Source organism: Klebsiella sp. WP4-W18-ESBL-05, assembly GCF_014169075.1.
In the GTDB taxonomy this organism is placed as follows: domain Bacteria; phylum Pseudomonadota; class Gammaproteobacteria; order Enterobacterales; family Enterobacteriaceae; genus Kluyvera; species Kluyvera ascorbata_B.
The window spans coordinates 2,757,895-2,781,387 of record NZ_AP022057.1; the positions used below are offsets into that span (position 1 = coordinate 2,757,895).

General features: G+C 53.2%; 23 protein-coding genes and 1 pseudogene. 12 read left to right on the forward strand and 12 right to left on the reverse strand.

All coding sequences use genetic code 11. The features are described 5' to 3' along the window. The first annotated feature begins 361 nt into the window (after positions 1-361). The 5 genes from manX (at position 362) to mntP (ending at position 4,517) form a co-directional block, all read left to right on the forward strand. Positions 362-1,330, forward strand: a complete 969-nt coding sequence (gene manX, locus H7R58_RS13330) for a PTS mannose transporter subunit IIAB (protein ID WP_106927695.1) — start codon at positions 362-364, stop codon at positions 1,328-1,330. Between the two features lie 60 nt (positions 1,331-1,390). Further along, complete coding sequence (gene manY, locus H7R58_RS13335) at positions 1,391-2,191, forward strand: PTS mannose transporter subunit IIC (RefSeq protein WP_106927697.1); 801 nt, start codon at positions 1,391-1,393, stop codon at positions 2,189-2,191. 12 nt (positions 2,192-2,203) lie between these two features. Then, on the forward strand, positions 2,204-3,055 hold the full coding sequence (locus H7R58_RS13340; RefSeq protein ID WP_181358014.1) for a PTS mannose transporter subunit IID: 852 nt from the start codon (positions 2,204-2,206) through the stop codon (positions 3,053-3,055). Between the two features lie 54 nt (positions 3,056-3,109). Further along, entirely contained in the window at positions 3,110-3,568 is a 459-nt protein-coding gene (locus H7R58_RS13345; RefSeq protein ID WP_106927701.1) for a DUF986 family protein, read from the forward strand. A gap of 379 nt (positions 3,569-3,947) precedes the next feature. Beyond that, entirely contained in the window at positions 3,948-4,517 is a 570-nt protein-coding gene (gene mntP, locus H7R58_RS13350) for a manganese efflux pump MntP (RefSeq protein WP_106927703.1), read from the forward strand. Here the strand turns inward: mntP and rlmA are convergent. The 5 genes and pseudogenes from rlmA to mgrB form a co-directional block, all read right to left on the reverse strand. Then, a complete protein-coding gene (gene rlmA / locus H7R58_RS13355; RefSeq protein WP_182930430.1) occupies positions 4,514-5,311 on the reverse strand; it encodes a 23S rRNA (guanine(745)-N(1))-methyltransferase in 798 nt (265 codons plus the stop codon). The genes mntP and rlmA overlap by 4 nt on opposite strands. Positions 5,312-5,480: 169 nt before the next feature. Beyond that, the gene (cspE, locus tag H7R58_RS13360) at positions 5,481-5,690 is read right to left on the reverse strand and encodes a transcription antiterminator/RNA stability regulator CspE (RefSeq protein ID WP_001062678.1); all 210 of its coding nucleotides are present in this window, start codon (positions 5,688-5,690) and stop codon (positions 5,481-5,483) included. 12 nt (positions 5,691-5,702) lie between these two features. After that, positions 5,703-5,846, reverse strand: a pseudogene (locus H7R58_RS13365) (DUF2627 domain-containing protein). A 755-nt stretch (positions 5,847-6,601) separates the two neighbouring features. Next, on the reverse strand, positions 6,602-6,895 hold the full coding sequence (locus H7R58_RS13370; RefSeq protein WP_106927709.1) for a YebO family protein: 294 nt from the start codon (positions 6,893-6,895) through the stop codon (positions 6,602-6,604). Positions 6,896-6,967: 72 nt separating this feature from the next. Next, complete coding sequence (mgrB, locus tag H7R58_RS13375; RefSeq protein ID WP_035891646.1) at positions 6,968-7,111, reverse strand: PhoP/PhoQ regulatory lipoprotein MgrB; 144 nt, start codon at positions 7,109-7,111, stop codon at positions 6,968-6,970. A 168-nt stretch (positions 7,112-7,279) separates the two neighbouring features. On the opposite strand from mgrB, the gene H7R58_RS13380 reads away from it, so the two are divergent. After that, a complete protein-coding gene (locus H7R58_RS13380) occupies positions 7,280-7,519 on the forward strand; it encodes a YobH family protein (RefSeq protein WP_106927711.1) in 240 nt (79 codons plus the stop codon). Positions 7,520-7,727: 208 nt separating this feature from the next. On the opposite strand, the gene kdgR is transcribed toward H7R58_RS13380, so the two are convergent. Next, positions 7,728-8,519, reverse strand: coding sequence for a DNA-binding transcriptional regulator KdgR (gene kdgR / locus H7R58_RS13385; RefSeq protein ID WP_064544768.1), 792 nt, complete (start codon positions 8,517-8,519; stop codon positions 7,728-7,730). A 176-nt stretch (positions 8,520-8,695) separates the two neighbouring features. Here kdgR and H7R58_RS13390 point away from each other — a divergent pair, with 176 nt between their 5' ends. After that, positions 8,696-10,069: an MFS transporter gene (locus tag H7R58_RS13390; protein WP_106927712.1), complete on the forward strand. Its 1,374-nt coding sequence runs from the start codon at positions 8,696-8,698 to the stop codon at positions 10,067-10,069. A 6-nt stretch (positions 10,070-10,075) separates the two neighbouring features. Here H7R58_RS13390 and H7R58_RS13395 read toward each other — a convergent pair whose 3' ends face one another. After that, positions 10,076-10,495, reverse strand: coding sequence for a helix-turn-helix transcriptional regulator (locus H7R58_RS13395; RefSeq protein WP_182934803.1), 420 nt, complete (start codon positions 10,493-10,495; stop codon positions 10,076-10,078). A gap of 156 nt (positions 10,496-10,651) precedes the next feature. Here H7R58_RS13395 and H7R58_RS13400 point away from each other — a divergent pair, with 156 nt between their 5' ends. Continuing rightward, positions 10,652-11,926, forward strand: coding sequence for an IS4-like element ISApu2 family transposase (locus H7R58_RS13400; protein ID WP_011191341.1), 1,275 nt, complete (start codon positions 10,652-10,654; stop codon positions 11,924-11,926). Here H7R58_RS13400 and H7R58_RS13405 read toward each other — a convergent pair. Then, complete coding sequence (locus H7R58_RS13405) at positions 11,907-12,083, reverse strand: hypothetical protein (protein ID WP_227674919.1); 177 nt, start codon at positions 12,081-12,083, stop codon at positions 11,907-11,909. The genes H7R58_RS13400 and H7R58_RS13405 overlap by 20 nt on opposite strands. Positions 12,084-12,697: 614 nt before the next feature. Here H7R58_RS13405 and pgaA point away from each other — a divergent pair. Genes pgaA through pgaD form a run of 4 tightly spaced genes read left to right on the forward strand, consistent with a single transcriptional unit; the run spans position 12,698 to position 18,921 of the window. Further along, positions 12,698-15,145: a poly-beta-1,6 N-acetyl-D-glucosamine export porin PgaA gene (gene pgaA, locus H7R58_RS13410; protein ID WP_182930429.1), complete on the forward strand. Its 2,448-nt coding sequence runs from the start codon at positions 12,698-12,700 to the stop codon at positions 15,143-15,145. A gap of 8 nt (positions 15,146-15,153) precedes the next feature. Further along, positions 15,154-17,169 carry a poly-beta-1,6-N-acetyl-D-glucosamine N-deacetylase PgaB gene (gene pgaB, locus H7R58_RS13415; RefSeq protein ID WP_182934380.1) on the forward strand — a complete coding sequence of 672 codons (2,016 nt, stop codon included), beginning with the start codon at positions 15,154-15,156 and terminating at the stop codon, positions 17,167-17,169. Continuing rightward, positions 17,162-18,493 (forward strand): poly-beta-1,6-N-acetyl-D-glucosamine synthase, encoded by a 1,332-nt coding sequence (pgaC, locus tag H7R58_RS13420; RefSeq protein WP_106927720.1) that lies wholly within the window; start codon positions 17,162-17,164, stop codon positions 18,491-18,493. Before pgaB ends, pgaC begins: the two co-directional genes overlap by 8 nt. Further along, a complete protein-coding gene (gene pgaD / locus H7R58_RS13425) occupies positions 18,490-18,921 on the forward strand; it encodes a poly-beta-1,6-N-acetyl-D-glucosamine biosynthesis protein PgaD (RefSeq protein WP_106927722.1) in 432 nt (143 codons plus the stop codon). Before pgaC ends, pgaD begins: the two co-directional genes overlap by 4 nt. Before the next feature lie 51 nt (positions 18,922-18,972). Here pgaD and htpX read toward each other — a convergent pair whose 3' ends face one another. From htpX to H7R58_RS13445, 4 genes are all read right to left on the reverse strand, one after another. After that, complete coding sequence (gene htpX / locus H7R58_RS13430; protein WP_106927724.1) at positions 18,973-19,857, reverse strand: protease HtpX; 885 nt, start codon at positions 19,855-19,857, stop codon at positions 18,973-18,975. Positions 19,858-20,051: 194 nt separating this feature from the next. Beyond that, positions 20,052-22,100, reverse strand: coding sequence for a carboxy terminal-processing peptidase (gene prc, locus H7R58_RS13435; protein WP_182934381.1), 2,049 nt, complete (start codon positions 22,098-22,100; stop codon positions 20,052-20,054). A gap of 19 nt (positions 22,101-22,119) precedes the next feature. Then, positions 22,120-22,812, reverse strand: coding sequence for an RNA chaperone ProQ (gene proQ / locus H7R58_RS13440; protein ID WP_106927728.1), 693 nt, complete (start codon positions 22,810-22,812; stop codon positions 22,120-22,122). A gap of 97 nt (positions 22,813-22,909) precedes the next feature. Continuing rightward, positions 22,910-23,407, reverse strand: coding sequence for a GAF domain-containing protein (locus H7R58_RS13445; protein WP_106927730.1), 498 nt, complete (start codon positions 23,405-23,407; stop codon positions 22,910-22,912). Positions 23,408-23,493: the final 86 nt, after the last annotated feature.

The following is a 23,493-nucleotide window of genomic DNA, read 5'->3' on the forward strand; positions in this document are numbered from 1 at the left end:
GGAGGTGTGCCGCAACGGCGGTCAATGGCGAAAAGACGTCGGTGACGATCCATACTACGGGCTGATGCCCTATACTCCTGTGTAATTAAACGGAAATACAACATAGCAAAAACAATGAGCATTTTGGCAAAGATTTACGCGTCTTTGCAAAATGTAAGACAATTTTTTGCACCACAAAATAATTGCTGTCCTTTAACTAAATTACGGATCTTCATCACATTAATTATTCTTTCACTGTCTAAAATAATTCTCGGTAGTTATTGGATTTTCTCTCTAACCATTGTCTGAATCGATTCGGTTATGGCATCGGTTCAAAATGTATCAGCCCTACTGATACACACGATAATAAAGGAGGTAGCAAGTGACGATTGCTATTGTTATAGGCACACATGGTTGGGCAGCAGAACAACTGCTGAAAACGGCAGAGATGCTGTTGGGTGAGCAGGAGAATGTTGGCTGGATCGATTTCGTGCCTGGCGAGAATGCAGAAACGTTAATCGAAAAATACAACGCGCAGCTGGCAAAGCTTGATACCAGCAAAGGCGTGTTGTTCCTTGTTGATACCTGGGGCGGTAGCCCATTCAACGCGGCTAGCCGCATTGTTGTCGACAAAGAAAACTATGAAGTGATCGCCGGCGTCAACGTTCCGATGCTGGTTGAAACCTTTATGGCGCGTGACGATAACCCAAGTTTTGATGAGCTGGTTGCGCTGGCTGTTGAAACCGGTAGCGAAGGCGTGAAAGCGCTGAAAGCGAAACCGGTAGAAAAAGCCGCGCCCGTTGCCGCACCTGCTGCACCGAAAGCCGCTGCTCCAGCGAAACCGATGGGCCCGAACGATTACATGATTATCGGTCTGGCTCGTATTGATGACCGTCTGATTCACGGTCAGGTCGCCACCCGCTGGACCAAAGAGACTAACGTGAGCCGCATTATTGTCGTCAGCGATGAAGTCGCTGCCGATACCGTGCGCAAAACGCTGCTGACTCAAGTTGCTCCTCCTGGCGTAACGGCACACGTTGTCGATGTCGCCAAAATGATCCGCGTTTACAACAACCCGAAATACGCGGGTGAACGTGTGATGCTGCTGTTCACTAACCCGACTGACGTAGAACGTATTGTGGAAGGCGGCGTGAAGGTGACCTCCGTAAACGTCGGTGGTATGGCGTTCCGCCAGGGCAAAACCCAGGTGAATAACGCGGTATCCGTTGACGAGAAAGATATCGAGGCGTTTAACAAACTGAACGCACGCGGTATCGAGCTGGAAGTCCGTAAGGTTTCAACCGATCAGCGACTGAAAATGATGGATCTGATTGCTAAAGTGCCGAAATAAGCACTCTGGCAACTTTTTAGCTTTCACACTTAAGTTTGAATTAGCAATAGGAGAAGTACAATGGAGATTACCACTCTTCAGATTGTGCTGGTGTTCATCGTCGCATGTATTGCGGGTATGGAATCGATACTCGATGAATTTCAGTTCCACCGTCCGCTGGTCGCCTGTACGCTGATCGGTATCGTTCTCGGGGATATGAAAACCGGTATTATCATCGGTGGTACCCTGGAAATGATCGCACTAGGTTGGATGAACATCGGTGCGGCGGTTGCACCAGATGCCGCTCTGGCATCTATTATTTCCACCATTCTGGTTATCGCCGGGCATCAAAGTATTGGTGCAGGTATCGCACTGGCGATTCCGCTGGCGGCAGCGGGCCAGGTACTGACCATCATCGTCCGTACCATCACCGTGGCATTCCAGCACGCAGCAGATAAAGCCGCTGAAAACGGTAACCTTACGGCGCTGTCATGGATCCACGTCTCTTCCCTGTTCCTGCAGGCGATGCGTATTGCTATCCCGGCCGTTATCGTTGCTATTTCCGTCGGTACCAGCGAAGTTCAGAGCATGCTGAACGCCATTCCGGAAGTTGTGACCAGCGGTCTGAACATCGCCGGTGGCATGATCGTGGTCGTCGGTTATGCGATGGTCATCAACATGATGCGCGCAGGCTACCTGATGCCGTTCTTCTACCTCGGCTTCGTCACTGCGGCGTTCACTGACTTCAACCTGGTTGCTTTGGGTGTGATTGGCGCCGTTATGGCCGTTCTCTACATCCAGCTTAGCCCGAAATATAACCGCGTCGCCGGTGCGCCAGCTCAGGCTGCAGGCAACAACGATCTTGATAACGAACTGGACTAACAGGTGAGCGACATGGTTGATATGACTAAAACTACCACTGAGAAAAAACTCACACCGAGTGACATTCGTGGCGTGTTCATTCGTTCTAACCTGTTTCAGGGTTCATGGAACTTCGAACGTATGCAGGCGCTGGGTTTCTGCTTCTCCATGGTTCCGGCGATTAAACGCCTGTACCCAGAGAACAACGATGCGCGCAAACAAGCCATCAAACGTCACCTGGAATTCTTCAACACCCATCCGTATGTCGCGGCGCCAGTGCTGGGCGTAACCCTGGCAATGGAAGAGCAGCGTGCGAACGGCGCAGAGATTGACGATGCGGCCATCAACGGCATCAAAGTTGGTCTGATGGGGCCGCTGGCGGGTGTCGGTGACCCGATCTTCTGGGGTACCGTTCGTCCGGTCTTCGCGGCGCTGGGTGCCGGTATCGCGATGAGCGGTAGCCTGCTTGGGCCACTGCTGTTCTTCATCCTGTTCAACCTGGTCCGTCTGGCAACCCGTTATTACGGCGTGGCTTACGGTTACCGTAAAGGTATCGATATCGTTAGCGATATGGGCGGTGGCTTCCTGCAGAAACTGACAGAGGGGGCGTCTATCCTCGGCCTGTTTGTCATGGGGGCATTGGTTAACAAATGGACGCACGTGAACATTCCGCTGGTGGTTTCAACCATCACCGGTCAGGATGGTCAAACCCGTGTGACTACCGTGCAGACTATCCTGGACCAGCTGATGCCGGGTCTGGTACCGCTGCTGCTGACCTTCGCCTGTATGTGGCTGCTGCGTAAGAAAGTCAATGCCCTGTGGATCATCGTTGGCTTCTTCGTCATCGGTATCGTGGGCTACGCTATCGGCCTGCTGGGTCTGTAATATCTGCTGTTCGCCGGGGGCCCTGTGCCCCCGGTTTTTTTATCTGGAGGCTTAATGACCGTAACGGACCTGATACTGGTACTTTTCATTCTTGCGCTGCTGGCATTCGCCATTTACGACCAGTTCATCATGCCTCGCCGTCATGGCGCTACCCTACTCTCCGTCCCGCTACTGCGCCCAGGCCGCGTAGACAGCGTGATATTCGTCGTGCTGATTGTCATTCTGGTTTATAACAACGTCACCCACCACGGCGCAATAATGACCACCTGGTTATTATGCGCGCTGGCGCTGATGGGGTTTTATCTGTTCTGGATCCGCAGCCCCAAAATTATTTTCAAAACGGAAGGCTTTTTCTTCGCCAATGCGTGGATTAAATACAGCCGCATCCAGAAAATGAATTTATCCGAGGATGGCGTACTGGTGATGCAATTAGAGCAGCGCCGTCTTCTTGTGCGGGTCAAAAATATTGATGACCTGGAAAAGATCTACAATCTTCTCATTAACAATCAATGAGTTAAAATATAGCCATCGCTATAACTGTGTTATATTCAAACAGTCGTAATATAGCGTTGGCTATGTTTATTCCGCCAAATGACTTCCTATTTTTTAACTTCTTGATTACGCAATAAATCTAAATGAAAATCGTTATCATTAAACGATAAAATATGCAATAGCAAGAGTTGTTTTATATTCTAAAAATATGTTAAGGTTGCGCCCGTCGTTGGGGAGTAGCTGATTTCCACTTGCTGGGAATGTACGTGTCAACATACTCGTTGCAAAACGTGGTGCGTACGGATTACGTCAGTAGTCAAGCGAGACCATAGACGCATTTACTGCTGATTACTGGGGGCAGGAATGTGTCGTATGGAAACTTCCCGGTCTGGACACGCTCATGAATTTAACCGCCACTATCCTCCTTGCCTTAGGCATGTCAATGGATGCATTCGCAGCATCAATTGGTAAAGGCGCAACCCTGCATAAACCTAAATTCTCTGAAGCCCTGCGCACCGGTCTTATTTTTGGTGTGATTGAAATGCTGACGCCGCTTATTGGCTGGGGGCTGGGCATGCTGGCCAGCCGCTTCGTCATGGAATGGAGCCACTGGGTCGCGTTTGTGCTGTTGGTATTCCTCGGTGGACGTATGATCGTCGAGGGCGTCCGTGGCGATGACGACGAAGAAGAAAAAGAAGCGCCGCGCCGTCACGGCTTCTGGCTACTGGTCACCACGGCCATCGCCACCAGCCTCGATGCAATGGCCGTCGGCGTAGGCCTGGCATTCCTTCAGGTCAACATCCTGGCGACCGCTTTCGCTATCGGCTGCGCCACCTTCCTGATGTCGACGCTGGGTATGATGGTAGGCCGTTTCATCGGCCCGCTGCTGGGTAAACGAGCCGAAATTCTTGGCGGGATTGTGCTGATCGCGATTGGCGCGCAGATCCTCTACGCCCACTTTATGGGTTAATCAGCCTCTCGCTGCCAGGCGTGGATGGCAAAATCCGTCTGGCAGTCAAACTGGCTGCGCTGCTTAAGTGCATCCCACACGTCCGGCTTCGCCCGCCACGCAAACGGCGTCATCTGTAATAGCGTAACCGCTTCACTGCCGGTCAACGCCATCGGATAGGCCAGCGCTTCATGGCTGTGCAGCGTAAAACCCTCAATCACTTCCGAATGCGGCGCATGCAGCTGCACTTCGCTGTAGATTAATCCCTTCAGTTCGACCAGATGACGTGGGCCGGGCGTCACGGTAATGACCCACCCTCCAGGCTTCACCACGCGCTTCAGTTCCAGCGGATTACACGGGGCATAAATGCGGATCACCGCGTCCATGCAGCCGTCGGCAAACGGCAGACGCTGGCTGGAGGCGACGCAGAAATTCACCTGCGGATAACGCTTCGCGCCGTAGCGAACCGCCGTTTTCGACACATCGAGCCCCCACGTTTCCTGCGCTTCAGCGGCGAACGCGTGGGTGTAGTAGCCTTCACCACAGCCGATATCCAGTACCTGCCGCGGCGCAATCATGCGTAGCTTATCGCAAACGGCATCGCGCAGCGGCTGATAGTGCCCGGCATCGAGAAACGCGCGTCGCGCCTGCATCATCTCAGCGCTGTCGCCCGGATCGCGGGAGCGCTTATGCTGGACCGGCAGGAGGTTGACGTAGCCCTCTTTCGCCCGGTCAAACTGGTGGTGCTGCGGGCAAAGGTAACTATTGCCGCTGCGCGTGAGCGGCGCGTGGCAGAGCGGACAACTGTAGGACATAGCAACTCCGGCTTGATAACAAAGGGCGAAGTGTACCGCTATTCTGGCAGCGGCGGAAGGTAAAGCGAGGGGGAAATCGCAGGGGGTATAAATGATAAAGCCCCGCAATTGCGAGGCTTTATGTCTGATAATGTTGCGCTTGCGCGCCGCAAGATCAGTGGTCGTCGAATCAGATAGCGGTTACGTTAACAGCCGCTGGGCCTTTCTGGCCGTCCTGAATTTCGAACTCAACGTTCTGACCTTCAGCCAGAGTTTTGAAGCCGTTACCCTGGATTGCAGAGAAGTGTACGAATACATCTTTGCTGCCGTCAGCCGGAGTAATGAAACCAAAACCTTTAGACTCGTTGAACCACTTAACTTGACCTTTAATCTTTGCCATTTGCAAAATTCCTTAGAGTGTTTTCTGCGCCCGCAGGCGTTTTCATAGATAAAACTGAGACATGACTGCATGAGGCACTAATATAAGGTTCGGCAGAGAAGCGGTATCAACGTCAACGTGTTTACTCAGAACTTCTTTACTGATAATGCCATACATAAACAGAACTGTACCTCGTTTAACCCAAAACGTGTTATCACATACAACGTAAATAATGGCAAGCCATTTTTAAACGCGAGTCGATCGGCCGCACAAATCCCAACAAATCATTTGCTCACCGGCGCTTTTCCACCGACAAGAATGCGCTGCAGGTCTTTGCCAGACAGCCTGATACGTGACCTAGCCTACGGTAACGTAAGACTTTTTTAACATAGACCAACTTTTATCCTGCGTCCAGATTTTGCCTACCGCTTCATAAAAAATTTATATCGTTAGATTATTTTCGCTATAACTTTCATGCCCGCCGGTTTACCGGCTAGTTATAAGGCGTTCTTCTGTTGCCGCCCCTTCTCAGGACGTACTGCTTAATTGCGCTAACTATATTGCACCAAAATAATGATCGTTTCGTGACATTGCTTCATGATTAGGCAATAAAAACGTTTCGCTATTATGATTTGCATTATGCAAGCCGGGATTGCCTGGTTATTAAGCGACGCTACAACATTAATACCATCGATAATAATGTTGAGTTAAATAGAAAACATCAATGAATGATAAATAACAACAACATAAGGTTAGATCTTCAGCAGGAGGAATATCGGTGAAGCGCGCTCAACCACGTTTGCGCAAAATCATGCCAACGGCGCGCAAAGGTGACGAACAGTGATGGGGGGATGGAGTACGCACCGCTTTGGTGCAGCGCGTTGCGGTCCGGCAGCCCATTGCAGGCTGCGCGGTGTCATCACGCAAAGTGTTTATCGCTCGGCAACCAGGCGAATAAAATCATCTTTGTCGTCTTCTTCTACTTCTTCAGCTTTTGGCGCGTCTTCTTCTTTCTTCTCGGGCTCGTTTGCTTCGCACAGACGACGCAGCAGCGCATTCTGGCGCTTTTGCTGATCGAGCAGCGATTCAAGGAGTTCGATTTGCTCGTTAGCGCGGGAGCTGGCGCGGTTCACAAAGAACCACAGAACCAGGCCGACTAACAGCAGCAGGAAGGATAACGCCAGAGATGCCAGATTTAATGCCCCAGAACTTACAAGATCACTCATTTTACCACCTCAAAAGGAACGATCTATTCTACCACTCACATTACGGAAGGAAATGCTGCCGGCAAAAATGTTTTACCAGGGTATAAACCGGTTAATGCTGCAAATTCCGCTGAAAAACTGAACGTCCTGATCGCACATCACGTTGATCATCTGTGTCCAGAGCAGCAGGCAGGCGGCAATCACGAGTATCAGTAATACCCACCGAAACTTTTTCACTCCACTCTCCGCATGAATTCTTATTCAGATGCAACCAAATTAGCATGCTAACCTTAAACCGCGGCTAACTGTAATGGCATCTCGTGCTTTTAGGAATCATAGACTTGTATCAATGCGTTATCACGTTACGGTAGTATTGATGATAGATATAATAGAAGAGGAATGTTTATGCGCTTGTTAATCAGAACCATCGTTTGCCTGGTCATTATCGCGATTGGGGTTCTTTTGAGCGGCTACGGCGTGCTGGCGGGAAGCCAGAAGACCGCCGGTGGGTTAGGACTACAGTGTAAATATCTGACCGCAGAGGGATTTAGCACCGCATTTTATCTGCACGGTGACAACGGCGTTGTCGGCCGTCCGAGCTGCCCGCTGCTGCGCAAAAGCGTTAGCGTCGTCGATCAAGGCTAACGCCAGACGTAAAAAAACCGGCTATTTGCCTGATACCTGTCAGTTAAGCTAAATTCGTAGGTCGGATAAGCAAAGCACCCTCCGGCACACTGCGCTGATTGCCGGATGGCAGCGTAAACGCCTTATCCGGCCGACCGTTCCAGCTTCTGAATTCAACGCCTTAACTGACCAGCATTAGGCTATTTGCCGGTTTTTTTTCATTTCACCATCAGAATGGGTAATCGTTATAACCCATTTGTTCGGAAATTTTACGCGCCGCAGTATGCAACATCTCGACATACTCATGCAGACGTTCTTCAGAGAAACGTAGCGTCGGGAACGAGATACTCAGCCCGGCGATGACCACGCCAAAACGGTCGAATACCGGCACACCGATACAGCGCAGCCCTTCTTCCTGCTCTTCGTTATCTTCACCGTAGCCCTGCTTGCGCACCTGCTCGAGCACGGTAATCAGCTCGTCGGTATTCGCAATCGTACGCTCGGTACTGCACTTATACTCCACGCCTTCAAGAATCTGACGCACTTCAGCCGTATCGCGCCAGGCCAGCAGCACTTTCCCGATTGCCGTACTGTACAGCGGGTTACGACGACCGACGCGGGAATACATACGCAGGTTATACATGGAGTCGATTTTGTGAATGTAGACAATGCTGTCTTCATCCAGCGCGCCCAGGTGGATGGTCTCTTTCGTCAGACGAGAGAGTTCACGCATCTGGATGTCGGCACTGCGGATCAGGTCGACGTTTTGCAGCGCACGTGCGCCAAGCTCAAACAGCTTCAGGGTCAGCGAATACTTCTCGGACTCCCCTTCCTGGGCAACGTAGCCCAACGATTTCATGGTTTGCAAAAAGCGATAAACGGTGCTTTTCGACATCATGACGCGCTGCGAAAGTTCAGTAATGCCAATCTCGCGTTCTTCGCCAAGTGCCTGCAGGATACCAAATACCTTTAGTACCGAAGAGACAGAATCTGGCTGTTTGTCCAAATCTGCTGCTGACATTTATCACCTCATCGCAACTGTTTTATAAATATTAGAACCGGTTTTTATTATAATTTCGCAAGGCCGCCGTAGCAATGAAACTTCTGTGACCTGGTTACAAATCTTCGACATTCAATTGATTAATCAATGCTAGAATCATTCTCCGGTTAATAATTTCATCATAAACAAATTCCCACATGACTAAAAACATGATTGATGGCCTGCCGTTGCCTCAGCGCTACGGTGCCATTTTGACGATTGTCATCGGCATTACGATGGCCGTTCTCGACGGAGCCATCGCCAACGTTGCGCTGCCGACCATCGCCAGCGACCTGAACGCGTCGCCCGCAGCGTCCATCTGGATCGTGAATGCCTATCAAATTGCTATCGTCATCTCCCTGCTGTCTCTTTCTTTTCTTGGCGATATGATTGGCTATCACCGTATCTATAAAGCAGGGCTGGTCGTTTTCACCCTCACCTCGCTGCTGTGCGCGTTCTCGCATTCGCTGGAAATGCTGACCCTCGCGCGTATCGCCCAGGGCTTTGGCGGCGCAGCGCTGATGAGCGTCAACACGGCATTAATTCGTCTGATTTACCCGCAGCGCCAGCTTGGGCGCGGGATGGGGATCAACTCATTTGTCGTGGCGGTATCCTCGGCGGCAGGCCCGACGATTGCCGCCGCAATTCTATCGCTGGCCTCCTGGCAGTGGCTGTTTCTGATTAACGTACCGCTCGGCATTATTGCCTGGCTGTTAGCCGTACGCTTCCTGCCATCAAATGCCAGCCACAGCGATAAACCGCGTTTCGATCTGCCGAGCGCAGTCATGAATGCACTGACCTTCGGCCTGTTGATTACCGCACTCAGTAGCTTTGCCCAGGGGCAGTCGACCACACTGGTGCTGGCCGAAGTGGTCGCGCTGCTGGTCATTGGCTTCTTCTTCGTTCGCCGCCAGCTGCGCCTCCCGGTGCCGCTGCTGCCGGTTGATCTGCTGCGTATTCCGCTGTTTTCGCTGTCAATCTGCACATCGATATGTTCGTTCTGTGCGCAAATGCTGGCGCTGGTCTCCCTGCCGTTCTTTTTACAGACCGTTGTCGGGCGTAGCGAAGTGGAAACCGGTCTGCTGTTAACGCCATGGCCGCTGGCTACCATGGTAATGGCCCCGCTGGCGGGCTATCTGATTGAGCGGGTTCACGCGGGGCTGCTTGGGGCGTTAGGGATGGGGGTGATGGCCTGTGGGCTGTTTGCGCTGGCGCTGCTGCCCGCATCGCCGAGCGACCTCGATATCATCTGGCGTATGCTGCTGTGTGGCGCAGGCTTTGGTCTGTTCCAGTCGCCCAACAACCACACGATTATCGCTTCCGCGCCGCGCAACCGCAGCGGCGGCGCCAGCGGCATGCTGGGCACTGCTCGGCTGCTTGGTCAGAGCACCGGCGCCGCGCTGGTTGCACTGATGTTTAACCTCTTTGGCAACGGCGGCACCCACGTCTCTTTGCTGCTGGCAGGCGCGCTCGCGGTCATTGCTACGCTGTTCAGCGGCCTGCGCGTAACGCAGCCGCGCGCCCAAAGCTAACCCGCATTATCCAGACGATACCCGCCGCCGACCTAACAGGCCGGTATCGTCCACCGCCTCCAGCAGATTATTTTTGAAGATAAACAGGCAGGCCTCATTAAAGTTCTCCACGCCAAGACGCTCAGACAGTTCTGTTCGCTGACGATAAAGTCCCCGTGCCGACGTATTTAACGCATCGGCCACCTCCTCCATGGTTCTCCCGGCCATTAAAAGACGCAGCATGCGCTTTTCGCAAGCGCTGAGCGCCAGGTTCTCTAACCAGACCGGCGTCAAACGACGGCTTTTCATATTTAACAGCAGCGTAAACAGCGCGGCCGTATCCGTCGGCGCGAGTAGGCTGTGTAAAAATACCTTCATATTTAGCATCTCGGCTTCACGATAGCGCATATCCAGCATGATACAGGAGATCGGTTTTTTCGAGCGCATGGCATCAAGGATCAGATAGTCATAGCAGTGGAGCGGCGACCGGCTATCAATCAATCATGTACAGGATCTTTAGCTACAACCAATTGAAATAGATAGAAAAAAGGCTTCGTTTGTGATCTGATTTAATCGCAAAAAAAAACCGACACGCCCGAAGCCATGACTATAATCAATGCAACCCAGTACCTCAAGCAACTTCTTAGCTCTTCTGAACTCAACCGGATCGGTAAATTTACCGGTTTTTGTCAGCGACTCCGGGATATCCAGCCTGCGAGACTACTCCCGGCTCTGCTCTCAGGGCTTGGTTGCGACAAGGTGGATGGTATTGCTGGTTTGCATCGCCATTTCAATGCGTTGCAGCTCCATGATACTGACCAAATAGCGTATAAACCCTTTCACAACCAGTTACGCAAGCAGGGTTTTCCCTTGTTCATGCGCGCACTGGTTGAACGAGCCATCGCCTTACGCCTCAAGGAGTGTCTACCGGACGCCCACGGACTGGCAGGCTTTGAGCAGGTACTGCTGCAGGACGGGTCGTCATTCGCGTTACATCCGCAATTGGCAGAACATTTCCCGGGCCGATTCAATAAGCACAGCCCCGCTGCGGTAGAGTGTCATATGACCATGTCCTTGCTGGACCAGTCGCCGATATCGATGAGTATCACGGCGGATACCGAATCGGAGCGCAAGCATCTTCCGGCCGCAAATTCGTTAAATAACAAACTGTTATTGGCGGATGCCGGTTACATCAGCCGCGAGTACTTTGCTGATGTGACCAAAGCCAAAGGAAGCTATCTGGTCAGAGGGAGTCAAAATCTCAATCCCAAAGTACAGGCAGCTTACCGACAGGACGGCAGGGAAATGCCCAAGTTACTCGGAAAAAAGCTCAAGGATATCGATCGGAGAAGCTGCAGAGCCGAGGTTCTGGATCTGGATGTGAGTTCGGGAAAGTATAAATATCGACTCATAAGACGTTGGTTTGCAGAGGAAAAACGGTTCTGTATATGGATGACCAATCTTCCGCGTGAGCGATGGCCAGCCGAGAAGGTGATGGCATTGTATCGTTGCCGTTGGCAGATCGAACTGTTGTTCAAAGAGCTGAAATCACATAACCGGTTGAAGGCGTTCGCGACACGACAAAAAGCGATAGCGGAAGGCTTGATCTGGGCTAGTTTGCTGGCCTTGCTGGTCAAACGTCGGCTGGCGCTGACGCTGATTGGCAGCGCGGAGTTATCGATGCTGAAGATTGCCAAAAACAGCGCGCTTTGGTTAATGCCGATATTGGCGAGCATCATCCATGGTGCGTGGCAGGAAATAACAGAGAAGTTGGAGTGGGCAATGGTGTATTTATCCAAAAACGGCAAAAAGAGTAGGCAGAGAAAATCCAAGCAAAACAACACGTTAGACGGTATTATTAATTCGCTTGCCGCTTAAGGTTCTGTACATGATCAATCAATACTGAATACTCATCGGCACCACCATCAAATACCTTACGGTCGATCGAATCTAACTGGATAATATCAGGAAACAACAGTTCAATGCCTCTGACGAGGTAGCTGTCTTGCGTGACGAGCAGTATAGATGTTGCCACAAATCATCCCTTATACATTAAAGCAGGAACATCCTTTCAGGAGAAAAGACAACCTCCATTGCATGGCTTATTATAATGGTGACAAACGCGATTAATTTGATTCCCTCTCTCCGTCATATCAAGCACACACCACCTGCAGCACAGTAATGACGAGTCGTAATTATAATTAAAAAACAACCACAGAAAAGATGCCGATTATAAGATTAAGATTTTTTGTCATAAAACATCCTAAATATTAGCGGATAAAATGTCTTTTTCTTCGACGAGACGCGCATGACACAACGACAAGAATTAATACTTGAAAACCAACAAAATAGATCATTATCAATAGTTTAAAAATAAAAAACATGCTGAGATAAATCATAAGATTGCAGCCATCTACAGATAAATCCTAAAATATAGCAGCCATTTGTCGTATATTTATCGCCAAACATATCAGGTGTATATTAGCGTTCACACGGCCCGATCACGAGGAAAATTCATTATTACCTAAAGGTAAGTTAGACACTGCAAAAGAACAATCGCGTCATCACCATTATTACCTTTCCCTGAATCAGGATTGAAAGGCAGCCACGTTTTGTCATGGACTCTGGATACAGCTATGGTAAATAGATATGGATAGTTCGTTTCAACACAATAAAGCGCACGGTTATCTCAACTCGGCATTATCGCTTTCAGTTAGCCTGATATTACTCATTCCGAATCTGGTTCACGGCGCTGAATCCATATATGAACAAAAGATTCAGCAGGCAGGTAACGGTAATTATCGGCCATTTCTTATTTACGTTCAGCGCTATCAGCAGCATCGCGCCTTAAATGCCGAGCAGGTGGCCGACTGGTTACAGGTTGCATTATGGGCCGGAGACGACCGGGACGTCATTCACCTCTGGCAGCGCTATCAGGTGTATATGCCGCTGCCAGCGCGCGGGCTTGCGGCCGCGGCGCAGGCCGCCCGAAACCTTCAGCAGTGGCAAACGGCACTATTGCTATGGCAGCAGGCGCTGACGCTGGCACCCAATAAGGATGACTACCGTATTGGTTACATCAAAACGCTGGCCGACGCCCGTCAGGATACCCTGGCGCTGGAAGCCGCGCGCGGTTTGCTCGCCGAAAGCCCTACCCCAGCGCATCGGCAAACGCTCGCCTATGTGTATCAACAGCAGGGAAAAGAGTGGGATCGGCTGTTAAACGATACCCTCGCGCTCACCCAGAACTCCCGTGATAGCGCGTTGCTTAGCGAGTGGGTAACGGCATTAAGCCGCAACCGCGTTGATACGCCCGCGCAAAGACATGCTTCTGAAGCGAAGCTTTCGCCTGCCCAACAACGGCAATTGGATCTCAACGCGGTGGCTGAAATCGTGCGTCTTGCCGTGCTCCCTACGCGTACTGAGCGCGAGCGCTACCATCTGGCACAGCAGGCGCTCAGCCGCTACGAGGCGCTGCTAACACGCTGGAAAAATAATCCTGACGCGCAGATGGACATTCTACGTGCCCGTATCGACCGGCTTGGCGCACTCTACGCCAATGCCGATTACCCGGGAGTTACCCATGAATATCTTGCGCTGGCCGCCGCACATCAGGCCATCCCCGACTGGGCCATCGGCTGGGTCATTTCGGCCTATCTGGAACAACAAGATGTCGCCGCCGCCCAGACGCTTCTCGCCCGGTACCCCGGTTATGTCCCGGATGCGGAGGATGAGCAAAACGAACTGTTCTTCTCTTTACTGGATACTGGTCAATACCCTGCTGCGCGGCAATACGTGGACCGCGTCATGCAACATGCCCCTTGGGCTCGCTATAACCCCGGCGATCCCAGCGCGCAGCCTAATGACCTCTGGCTTATCGGCCAATCGCTCAACGTCCAGTATCTGACGGCAAGCAACGCGCTGGCGCAGGCACAAACCCTTGCCCGGCAGTTGGCCGATTCCGCACCGGGGAATCAGGGTTTGCAGATTGATTACGCCACCGTATTGCAGGCCCGCGGCCAACCCAGAAGCGCCGAACGCAGGCTCAAAATGGCTGAAGCGCTGGAGCCGACCAATATTGCGCTGGAAAGCCAGCAGGCCTACATCGCCATGGATCTGCATGAGTGGCGACAGATGGATTTACTGACGGATGATGTTATCGCCCGTACGCCAAAAGATCGCAGTGCACAAAAGCTGGCGAGGATGCGCGATATTCAGCATTTTTCCGAGCTACGCGTTAACGCCACTAAAGGGCTGTATTCCGACAACCCGATCAGCGGCTCCCGCGATCTGTCCTGGGATGCCACGCTCTACGGCCCGCCCATGGCGGACAGCTGGCGGCCTTTTGCGGGCACCCGCTTTGCGCAAGGCCATTTTGATGAAGGTAACGGTTCCGCCCATCACCTGTTTGGCGGCCTGGAGTGGCGGCCACGCGATTTTAGGGGAGAAATCGAGCTCTCCAGCAACCACTTTCACGGAGGCAGCAAGCCCGGCGGACGTATTATCGGCGAGTATCGCCCGGTCGATAGCTGGCAGTTTGGCGGCGAACTGGAGCGTATCTCGCGCTCCACGCCGCTGCGGGCGCTGCGCAATGGCATCAGCGCTAATCGGGCTGCCGCTTCGGTACACTGGTATCAGAACGAGCAGCGTAACTATCGCCTCAGCGCCGCTTACAGTGATTTCTCTGACGGTAACCGTCGACAGGAATACAACATAACCGGCGAAGAGCGGATATGGCAGCGGCCTTCAATGACGCTCACCCTCGGGCCAGAAATATCCTGCAGCACCAACAGCCGTGCAGACACGCTGTATTACAACCCTTCCAGGGATCTCGCTACGGCGGCTTCGCTGACCCTTGACCACGAGATGTATCGACATTACGACACGCTCTGGAGCCAACAAATCCTCGCTGGCGGCGGCGTTTACTGGCAGAAGCAACAATCCCCTGGCGCTATCACTCTCCTCGGCTACGGGCAGCGTATCCAGTGGAATAACGTTCTCGATACCGGGCTGATGCTCAATTGGGATAAACGCCCTTACGACGGCAAACGGGAAAGCAATCTCGCCGTCACCTTTGATGCAACTTTACGGTTTTAAGGATGAATATGCTGAATATACGTCTCCGTATCAGCCTGGTAGCCCTCGGCTGGCTATGCCTGAGCGCAGCCGTCTGCGCTCAAGCGGTACCGTTTATCGCCCCACGGGATCGCTCCCCGCTGGCTGCCAGCCAGCCGTGGCCGAAAAATCATTTTCTGGTGCTGGGTTATCACGACGTTGAAGATGATGTTGCCGATCAGCGTTATCTGGCCGTTCGCACCAGCGCGCTCAATGAACAGATAAGCTGGCTGCTGCACAACGGTTATCACGCCGTCAGCGTGCAGGATATTATCGATGCGCACGCATCGCGCAAGACATTGCCGCCGAAGGCTTTCTTACTGAGCTTCGATGATGGATACAGCAGCTTTTACACCCGCGTCTGGCCTCTGCTGAAGGCATGGAACGTCCCCGCACTATGGGCACCTGTCGGTAGCTGGGTGGATACGCCCGCCGGGCAGAAGGTCAATTTCGGCGGGTTGATGACGCCGCGCGATCGCTTCGCCACCTGGCAGATGGTGCAAGAAGTGAGCCGTTCATCATTGGTTGAAGTGGGGGCGCATACCTGGGCCTCACATTACGGTCTTCCGGCTAACCCGCAGGGAAGCCTGGAACCGGCGATTGCCAATCGGTTTTACGATCGGAAAAGCGGCCGCTATGAAACCGACCAACAATTTACCCAGCGCATTAGCGAGGACGTGCGCAAAGTGACCGAGAAAATCAGCTCGGTGACGGGAAAAGCGCCGCGTGCCTGGGTTTGGCCTTACGGCGAAGCCAACGGCGTCACGCTGGCAATAGCTAAAAAACAGGGGTATCAACTGGCCTTTACGCTGGCCGACGGCCTTGGCGATGCACGCAATATCGACAACATTCCGCGCATGCTGATTTCAGGAAACCCCTCGCTGAAAGCCTTTGCCAGCATGGTTACGCAGGCGCAGGAACCGGAGGTGGTGCGAGTGATGCACGTCGACCTCGACTATCTCTACGACCCGGATATTGCCCAGCAAACCCGGAATATCGACAGGCTGGTGCAGCGGGTCTACGACATGAAAATCAGCCACGTTTTTTTACAGGCGTTTTCCGATCCGCAGGGCGATGGCAACGTGAAAGCGCCCTATTTCCCGAATCGCTGGCTCCCCGTGCGGGCCGATCTGTTTAACTTCGTCTCCTGGCAGCTTCAGACTCGTGGCAGGGTTAAGGTGTTCGCCTGGATGCCGGTGCTGGCCTTCAACCTCGCGCCCCCCCTTCCCCGCGTACAGCGCTGGGATCCGCAGAGCGGTCGCACGCTGACGGCCACTGAGCCTTATATCAGGCTGTCACCGTGGAACACGCAGGCGCGCCGCCAGATAACGGATCTCTACGAAGACCTGGCCCGCTACGCTCCGTTCAACGGCATTCTGTTCCACGATGATGCGGTGTTAAGTGATTTTGAGGATGCCGGACCGGAAGCCCTCAGCGCATGGCGACAAACCGGTTCAACCACCGCTATCGCGGAGATGGCGCACAGCCCCGCCGCACAAGAAGCGTGGACCCGTTTCAAAAGTCAGGCGCTCACCGCCTTCACGCTTCAGTTAAGCCAGGCCACGCAGCGCATTCGCGGTCCACAGATACAGACCGCGCGTAATATTTTTGCCCTACCGTTGCTTGAACCGAAAAGCGAAACCTGGTTTGCCCAGAATCTTGACGATTTTCTTGCCGCCTATGACTGGACGGTACCCATGGCCATGCCGCTGATGGAGTCGATTTCGCCCGCACAAAGCCATGCCTGGCTGTCGCAGTTGGTACGCACGGTGGCAGCACGCCCTGGCGCGCTGAACAAAACCATTTTCGAACTGCAGGCCAAAGACTGGAACCAACGACAGCAAAACGCCGTTCCTGACGCCCTACTGGTGAAGTGGATGCAGGTGCTTCAGCTCAACGGCGTGAAAAACTATGGCTATTACCCCGACGATTTCATTAATAACCAGCCCGATATTTCTCATATTCGGCCCGCGTTCTCTTCGTACTGGTACCCAAACAATGACTGATCGCCTTATTGCTTTTTGTATTTTAGGACTGGTATTGGGTCTGCCGCTGGGCGTCGCGGCCATTTTTACCGGTGAACTGATTCTCGATTTCGTCTTCTTCTGGCCGCTGTTTATGTCCGTACTGTGGGTGACCGGCGGCCTTTACTTCTGGTTCCAGCTCGAACGTCACTGGCCGTGGCGTGATGAAATGCCGCCGCCCGAACTCAGCGGCGAGCCGCTGATATCTATTCTGATTCCCTGTTTTAACGAAGGGAAAAATGCGCGAGAAACCATCGCCGCCGCGCTGGCGCAGCGGTATCGGCACCTTGAGGTGATCGCCATCAACGACGGTTCATCGGATAACACCGCCGAGGTGCTTGAGCAGCTTGCGCACGAGCAGCCGCACCTGCGGGTCATTCATCTGGCAGAAAATCAGGGTAAGGCCGTGGCGCTAAAAGCCGGTGCAGCGGCGGCCAGAGGCGATCTGCTGGTGTGTATCGACGGCGATGCGCTGCTCGACCGCGATACGGCGGCCTATCTGGTCGCCCCGCTGATTCAGTATCCGCACGTTGGCGCGGTCACCGGCAATCCGCGAATTCGCACGCGATCTACGCTGATTGGCCGCATTCAGGTTGGCGAGTTTTCCTCCATTATCGGTCTTATCAAGCGAACGCAGCGCATATATGGCCGGGTATTTACCGTATCCGGCGTCATTGCGGCTTTCCGCCGACAGGCGCTGGCCGACGTCGGCTACTGGAGCCCCGATATGATCACCGAGGACATCGATATCAGTTGGAAACTACAGCTACGCCATTGGGACATTTTTTTTGAACCACGCGCGTTGTGCTGGATCCTGATGCCCGAAACGCTAAAAGGACTTTGGAAGCAGCGGCTACGCTGGGCGCAGGGCGGCGCAGAGGTTTTCTGGGTCAACCTGCGCAAGTTATTTTGTTGGGAACACCACCGCATGTGGCCGCTATTTGCAGAATACACGCTCTCTACGCTGTGGGCTTTCGCCTACGCGGTGACGGTGCTGCTGTTTGTGCTCAGCTACCTCGCGCCGCTTCCGGAAAATCTGGCCGTCAAAAGCCTGTTTCCACCGGAGTTCACCGGACTGCTGCTGGGGGTGATGTGTCTGCTGCAGTTCGCCGTCAGCCTGTTTATCGAACGTCGCTATGAAAAACAGGTTGCAACCTCCCTGTTCTGGGTTATCTGGTTTCCGATGGTGTACTGGATGATAGGCATGCTCACCACTGTCGTCGCGTTCCCCAAAGTCATGCTGAAACGCCAGCGCGCCCGTGCACGCTGGGTGAGTCCCGATCGTGGAAAAGGAAGAATGTCATGAGCGAGCATTGCGTTATCTTAACCGAACACCGCCTGCTGCCCCGCTGCTTTGATGCAGTATTAACGTTGATCGCCTGGTGTGGCTTTCTGTTTTTCCTTTATGTCAATCTGGTGATGAAGCTGACGGAAAGCAGCGGTCAGCGCTGGGATACCGCCATCGAAGCATTCAATACGCTGCTGGTGTACCTGCTGATTGCCGTCGCCAACGGCTGGCTATTGATTATCTGGTATCAGTACAACCGCCGACGAACGCATGCCCGACGTCATGCTCGCCTGGCGTCGCTGGAAAATGACGAACTTGCCAGGAGCTTTAATATTGCGCCGCAGATGATTTCGGAGCTGAGCCAGTACAACCTGCTTACGGTCTATCACGATAACATCGGCCGGATTATTGATTTAAAGGCAGAGCCGCCGCAAAACCGCGGCTAAAAAAAAGCCAGCCCGTGACTGACGGGCTGGCTTCATTTTCGGCAACGCCGATTACTTCATGTATTCGCCGCTGCGCAGCGCTTCAATACGTTTATCCAACGGCGGGTGAGTCATGAACATTTCGCTCAGCGACTTCGACTTACCGTTGATGCAGAATGCCATCATGCTGCTGGCCTCCTGCGGCTCATAGCTTGTTTTCAGGCGCTGCAGCGCCGCGATCATTTTCTCACGGCCAACCAGCTTCGCCGAACCGGCATCTGCGTGGAATTCACGATAGCGCGAGAACCACATGGTGATAATGCTTGCCAGAATACCGAACACCAGCTCCAGCACCGTTGCCACCGCGAAGTAAATCAGCGGGTTGCCGTTACTGCTCTCTTCGCCGTCGTCGCGGTTACCGCCGAGGAAACCGGCTGCAATCTGCGCAATCACGCGGGAGATAAAGATAACAAAGGTGTTCACGATACCCTGAATCAACGTCATGGTAACCATATCACCATTAGCGATGTGGCTGATTTCATGCGCGATAACCGCCTCAGCTTCGTCACGGCTCATGTTCTGCAACAGGCCGGTGCTCACGGCGACCAGCGATGCATCACGGCGCGCGCCGGTGGCAAAGGCGTTAATATCCGGCGCATGGTAAAGCGCAACCTGCGGCATAGCGATACCCACCTGCTGCGCCTGGCGGGCAACGGTTTCCATCAGCCAGCGTTCCTGCTCATTACGCGGCTGTTCAATGACCTCGCCGCCCACCGACTTCAGCGCCATCCACTTAGACATCATCAACGACACAATGGAACCGCCAAAACCAAATAGCAGCGCCATAATCAGCAGACCGGTCATGCTGCTCGACTGAATTCCCGTCAGGCTTAGCACCAGCCCAAATACGACCATCACCGCCAGGTTGGTCATCAGGAAGAGCGCGATTCGCATCATAATTTACTTTTAACCTCTTTTTAACAAAACGCACTATGCGATTACCCATATCGTATGGGTAATCCGGGAATTTTCAACGATTACGTGAGGCTAAGTCACGAGAAAGACACAACTTTACATTTTGTAGCATCGTTGTTTACGAGAAGCTGCGGGAGATAAAAAAACAGGCACAATTGCTTGTGCCTGTTGGGGGGTTACTTGCTTGCCGCCGGCTGTTCAGCGGAGGTCGCCTTCTCCAGCTTCGACAGGTCAATAGCGATATTGACCGTCTCATCCAGATACGGATCCGGCTCTTTATAATCCTTCGGCAGATCGTCAAGTTTCTTGATTGACGGTTTACCTTCACGCTTGTAGCGATCGTTTACGCGCGCCAGTCGCGTCGCATCATCTTCCTCGTTCTCTTTGTTACGCTGGGCGTAGTTGAGAGAAACGATGCTGCGCTTGTCCTTCAGCGCATTGAAATGTGCGATATCTTTCGCGATGTACTGGAACTCAGGATCTTTGGCAATACGATCGGCATGCAGCTTCAGCAGCTGCGGCTCGAACGGTGCCATATCGCCCGACTTCACGTAGGTGGCTGCGTTGATGCTGTCCCACGGCAGCGCGTTATCCTCGAACTTCTCGCCGGTTTCGGTCTCTTCGGTACCGGTCGGCATCATGATGTCCGGGGTGACGCCTTTACGCTGCGTACTGCCGCCGTTAATGCGGTAGAACTTCTGAATGGTGTACTGGACGGAGCCCAATGCCGGCCATTCAGGGCGCAGCATCTGATCGTAGATACGATTCAGCGAACGATACTGCTGCACGGTGCCTTTACCGAAGGTCGGTTCGCCGACGATCAGCGCGCGGCCGTAGTCCTGCATCGCCGCAGCGAAGATTTCCGACGCCGAGGCGCTGAAGCGGTCAACCAGCACCACTAGCGGGCCTTTGTAGTAAACGACGCCGTCGTTGTCGCTATCTTCGCGCACCTTACCGTTATTATCGCGCACCTGCACCACCGGGCCGGACGGAATAAACAGACCGGAAAGCGAAACCGCTTCGGTCAGCGCACCGCCGCCGTTGCTACGCAGATCGATAATAATGCTGCTGACGTTCTGTTTTTCCAGCTTCTGCAGCTGTACCTTGACGTCTTCGGTCAGGCCAACGTAGAAGCCAGGAATATCCAGAACCCCCACTTTCTCGTTGCCGGTACCTTTGATCGTCATTTTCACCGCGCGGTCTTCCAGACGGATGCGCTCGCGGGTCAGCGTCACAATACGCGTTTTAGAGCCTTTACCGGCCGGCAGGATCTCCAGGCGCACCTTGCTGCCCTTCGGCCCTTTAATCAGCGCGACCACATCATCAAGACGCCAGCCGATGACATCTATCATCCCTTTACCCGACTGGCCCACGCCGACGATGCGATCGCCTACGCTAATGGCCTTGCTTTTCGCCGCCGGGCCGCCAGCCACCATGGAGTTAATCACGGTGTAATCGTCGTCCATTTGCAGCACCGCGCCAATCCCTTCAAGAGACAGGCTCATCTCGGTATTGAACTGTTCGGTGTTGCGCGGTGAAAGGTAGTTGGTGTGCGGGTCGATCTCGCGGGCGAACGACGTCATCGCCAATGAGAACACGTCTTCGCTGTTGGTTTGCGCCAGGCGACGGATCGCGAACTTATAGCGTCGCGCCAGGGTGTCGTGAATTTCTTTGTCGTCTTTACCGGCGAGCTTGAGGCTCAGCTGGTCGTACTTCACTTTACTGTCCCACAGGGCGTTCAGCTCAGCCTGATCCTTCGGCCACGGCGCTTTGCTGCGATCGAGGTTGAAGGTGTCATTACCGGTGAAGTCCATCGGACGATCGAGCACCTTCAGCGCATATTCATAGCGCTCAAAGCGGCGTTTTTGCGCCAGATTGTAAAGATCGTAGAAGACGTCAAGTTTGCCTGAACGAAGCTCGTCGCCAATCTGACCCTTTTTCGCCGCAAACTGCGCCACGTCGCTGGCCAGCAGCACGTTGTGGCTGTAGTCCAGCAGGTTCAGATAGCGGTCAAAAATTTTAGCCGAAAAGGCCTGGTCGAGATCGAACTGGCGGTAGTGGGAACGGGTAAAGCGCGATGTCACGCGCTCGCTTACCGTGGCGTGCTGAGTCTCTTCCTTAAGAATAGGAAGCTGATCAACACGGGTAATATCTTCTACCGCTACGGCCTGGCCTGTTATTAATAACAGGCCAGCAAGCGCGGAGAGCCTAAAAAATTTGTTCATGCCTGGCCCGGCCTCCGTTTCAGAACACCAGGTGTTCTGCGCGTACAATCATTGACATACCAGAAGTAAGCTGAACGCGAACGCCATCCTTGGTAATTTCCAGGATCGTTGCATCCATAGCGTTATTGCCCGCTTTAACTTTCAGGGATTGACCGACCGTCAGCGCAGACAGATCGGATACCGGCGTCAGTTTTTCTTCACGCACTTCGCGAGCCGGTTTAGCAGCCGGTTTTGCAGCAGCAGCGCGCGGCTTGCGCTCGGCCCCTTCTTTACGGCGTACCGGAGGACGCGGTTTACGCTCACGACGTGGCGCATCACCCTGCTCGCCCGCCGCAGCGGCCGCTTCGCGTTTTTTCGCCTGCTGTTCAGCGCGCTGCGCCTGAACGCGAGCTTTGGCTTCTTCAAGCTGTTGACGTGCGTGTGCAACGTGCTGCTCGTCCAGCTCACCGCATGGGTTGCCGTCGAGATCGACGCGAACGGCACCGGCTTTGATACCGTAAAGGTAGCGCCAGCTTGAAGTATAAAGACGTAATGCGGAACGCAGTTGGGTTTTGCTGAGGTTCATTTCCCCTTCAACACGCTCGACGAGATCCTGAAAAATACCGACTTTCAGAGGACGAGCTTCACCTTCCGCGCTAAAGCACTGCGGAAAACGTTCGGCTAAAAATGCGATAACTTCTTTACTGCTATTCAACTTAGGTTGATTTTCCATGAAATTTCCTGATTACAACGGACGTAGCCAACAAGCCGCAGGCATGAACAGGCGACATTATAATGACGCCATCCGTAAATGCTACGTTATCCGTTGATTATCCTGCGACGGGTGCAAAGAATTTTTGATAATCGGTGGCTTCAAGCACTTTTTGCAGGTGGCCGACCAGTTCACATAAGCCCTGTTCATCCTCTTCGCTAAAGCGCGAGAACGCGGTGCTATCAATATCCAGCACGCCAATCACCTGATTGTTTACCTGCAGCGGTAACACGATTTCGGCGTTGCTGGCCGCATCACAGGCAATGTGCCCATCAAAAGCATGAACATCTGCAATACGCTGAACGCGATTTTCCGCCACCGCGGTGCCGCAAACGCCGCGCCCAACCGGGATTCGCACGCAGGCAATTTTGCCCTGGAACGGCCCGAGAACCAGCGTATCGCCTTCCAGCAGATAGAAACCGGCCCAGTTTACGTCGGACAGACGCTCATACAGCAGCGCGCTGGTGTTAGAGATTACCGCTAAGAAACTTGTTTCACCTGCCATTAATGCCTGAAAATCACGGTTAAGGTCCGCGTAAAATTCTGTTTTGCTCATTATTCAATCACTGTTGTTTACGATGTTACTGGTTCGTTACCCATTCTCTGGCCTGATAAAATACGCATTAAGTGCGTTCGGGCTCA

Coding starts and splice junctions, on each gene's coding strand:
- H7R58_RS13370 (WP_106927709.1), bottom strand. CDS start 6,895: ATGAGTGATCTTGTAAGTTCTGGGGCATTAAATCTGGCATCTCTGGCG.
- manY (WP_106927697.1), top strand. CDS start 1,391: ATGGAGATTACCACTCTTCAGATTGTGCTGGTGTTCATCGTCGCATGT.
- pgaA (WP_182930429.1), top strand. CDS start 12,698: ATGGATAGTTCGTTTCAACACAATAAAGCGCACGGTTATCTCAACTCG.
- H7R58_RS13445 (WP_106927730.1), bottom strand. CDS start 23,407: ATGAGCAAAACAGAATTTTACGCGGACCTTAACCGTGATTTTCAGGCA.
- kdgR (WP_064544768.1), bottom strand. CDS start 8,519: ATGTCAGCAGCAGATTTGGACAAACAGCCAGATTCTGTCTCTTCGGTA.
- H7R58_RS13390 (WP_106927712.1), top strand. CDS start 8,696: ATGACTAAAAACATGATTGATGGCCTGCCGTTGCCTCAGCGCTACGGT.
- pgaC (WP_106927720.1), top strand. CDS start 17,162: ATGACTGATCGCCTTATTGCTTTTTGTATTTTAGGACTGGTATTGGGT.
- H7R58_RS13340 (WP_181358014.1), top strand. CDS start 2,204: ATGGTTGATATGACTAAAACTACCACTGAGAAAAAACTCACACCGAGT.
- H7R58_RS13345 (WP_106927701.1), top strand. CDS start 3,110: ATGACCGTAACGGACCTGATACTGGTACTTTTCATTCTTGCGCTGCTG.
- H7R58_RS13395 (WP_182934803.1), bottom strand. CDS start 10,495: ATGCGCTCGAAAAAACCGATCTCCTGTATCATGCTGGATATGCGCTAT.
- mntP (WP_106927703.1), top strand. CDS start 3,948: ATGAATTTAACCGCCACTATCCTCCTTGCCTTAGGCATGTCAATGGAT.
- htpX (WP_106927724.1), bottom strand. CDS start 19,857: ATGATGCGAATCGCGCTCTTCCTGATGACCAACCTGGCGGTGATGGTC.
- H7R58_RS13380 (WP_106927711.1), top strand. CDS start 7,280: ATGCGCTTGTTAATCAGAACCATCGTTTGCCTGGTCATTATCGCGATT.
- rlmA (WP_182930430.1), bottom strand. CDS start 5,311: ATGTCCTACAGTTGTCCGCTCTGCCACGCGCCGCTCACGCGCAGCGGC.
- H7R58_RS13400 (WP_011191341.1), top strand. CDS start 10,652: ATGACTATAATCAATGCAACCCAGTACCTCAAGCAACTTCTTAGCTCT.
- prc (WP_182934381.1), bottom strand. CDS start 22,100: ATGAACAAATTTTTTAGGCTCTCCGCGCTTGCTGGCCTGTTATTAATA.
- cspE (WP_001062678.1), bottom strand. CDS start 5,690: ATGGCAAAGATTAAAGGTCAAGTTAAGTGGTTCAACGAGTCTAAAGGT.
- pgaB (WP_182934380.1), top strand. CDS start 15,154: ATGCTGAATATACGTCTCCGTATCAGCCTGGTAGCCCTCGGCTGGCTA.
- proQ (WP_106927728.1), bottom strand. CDS start 22,812: ATGGAAAATCAACCTAAGTTGAATAGCAGTAAAGAAGTTATCGCATTT.
- pgaD (WP_106927722.1), top strand. CDS start 18,490: ATGAGCGAGCATTGCGTTATCTTAACCGAACACCGCCTGCTGCCCCGC.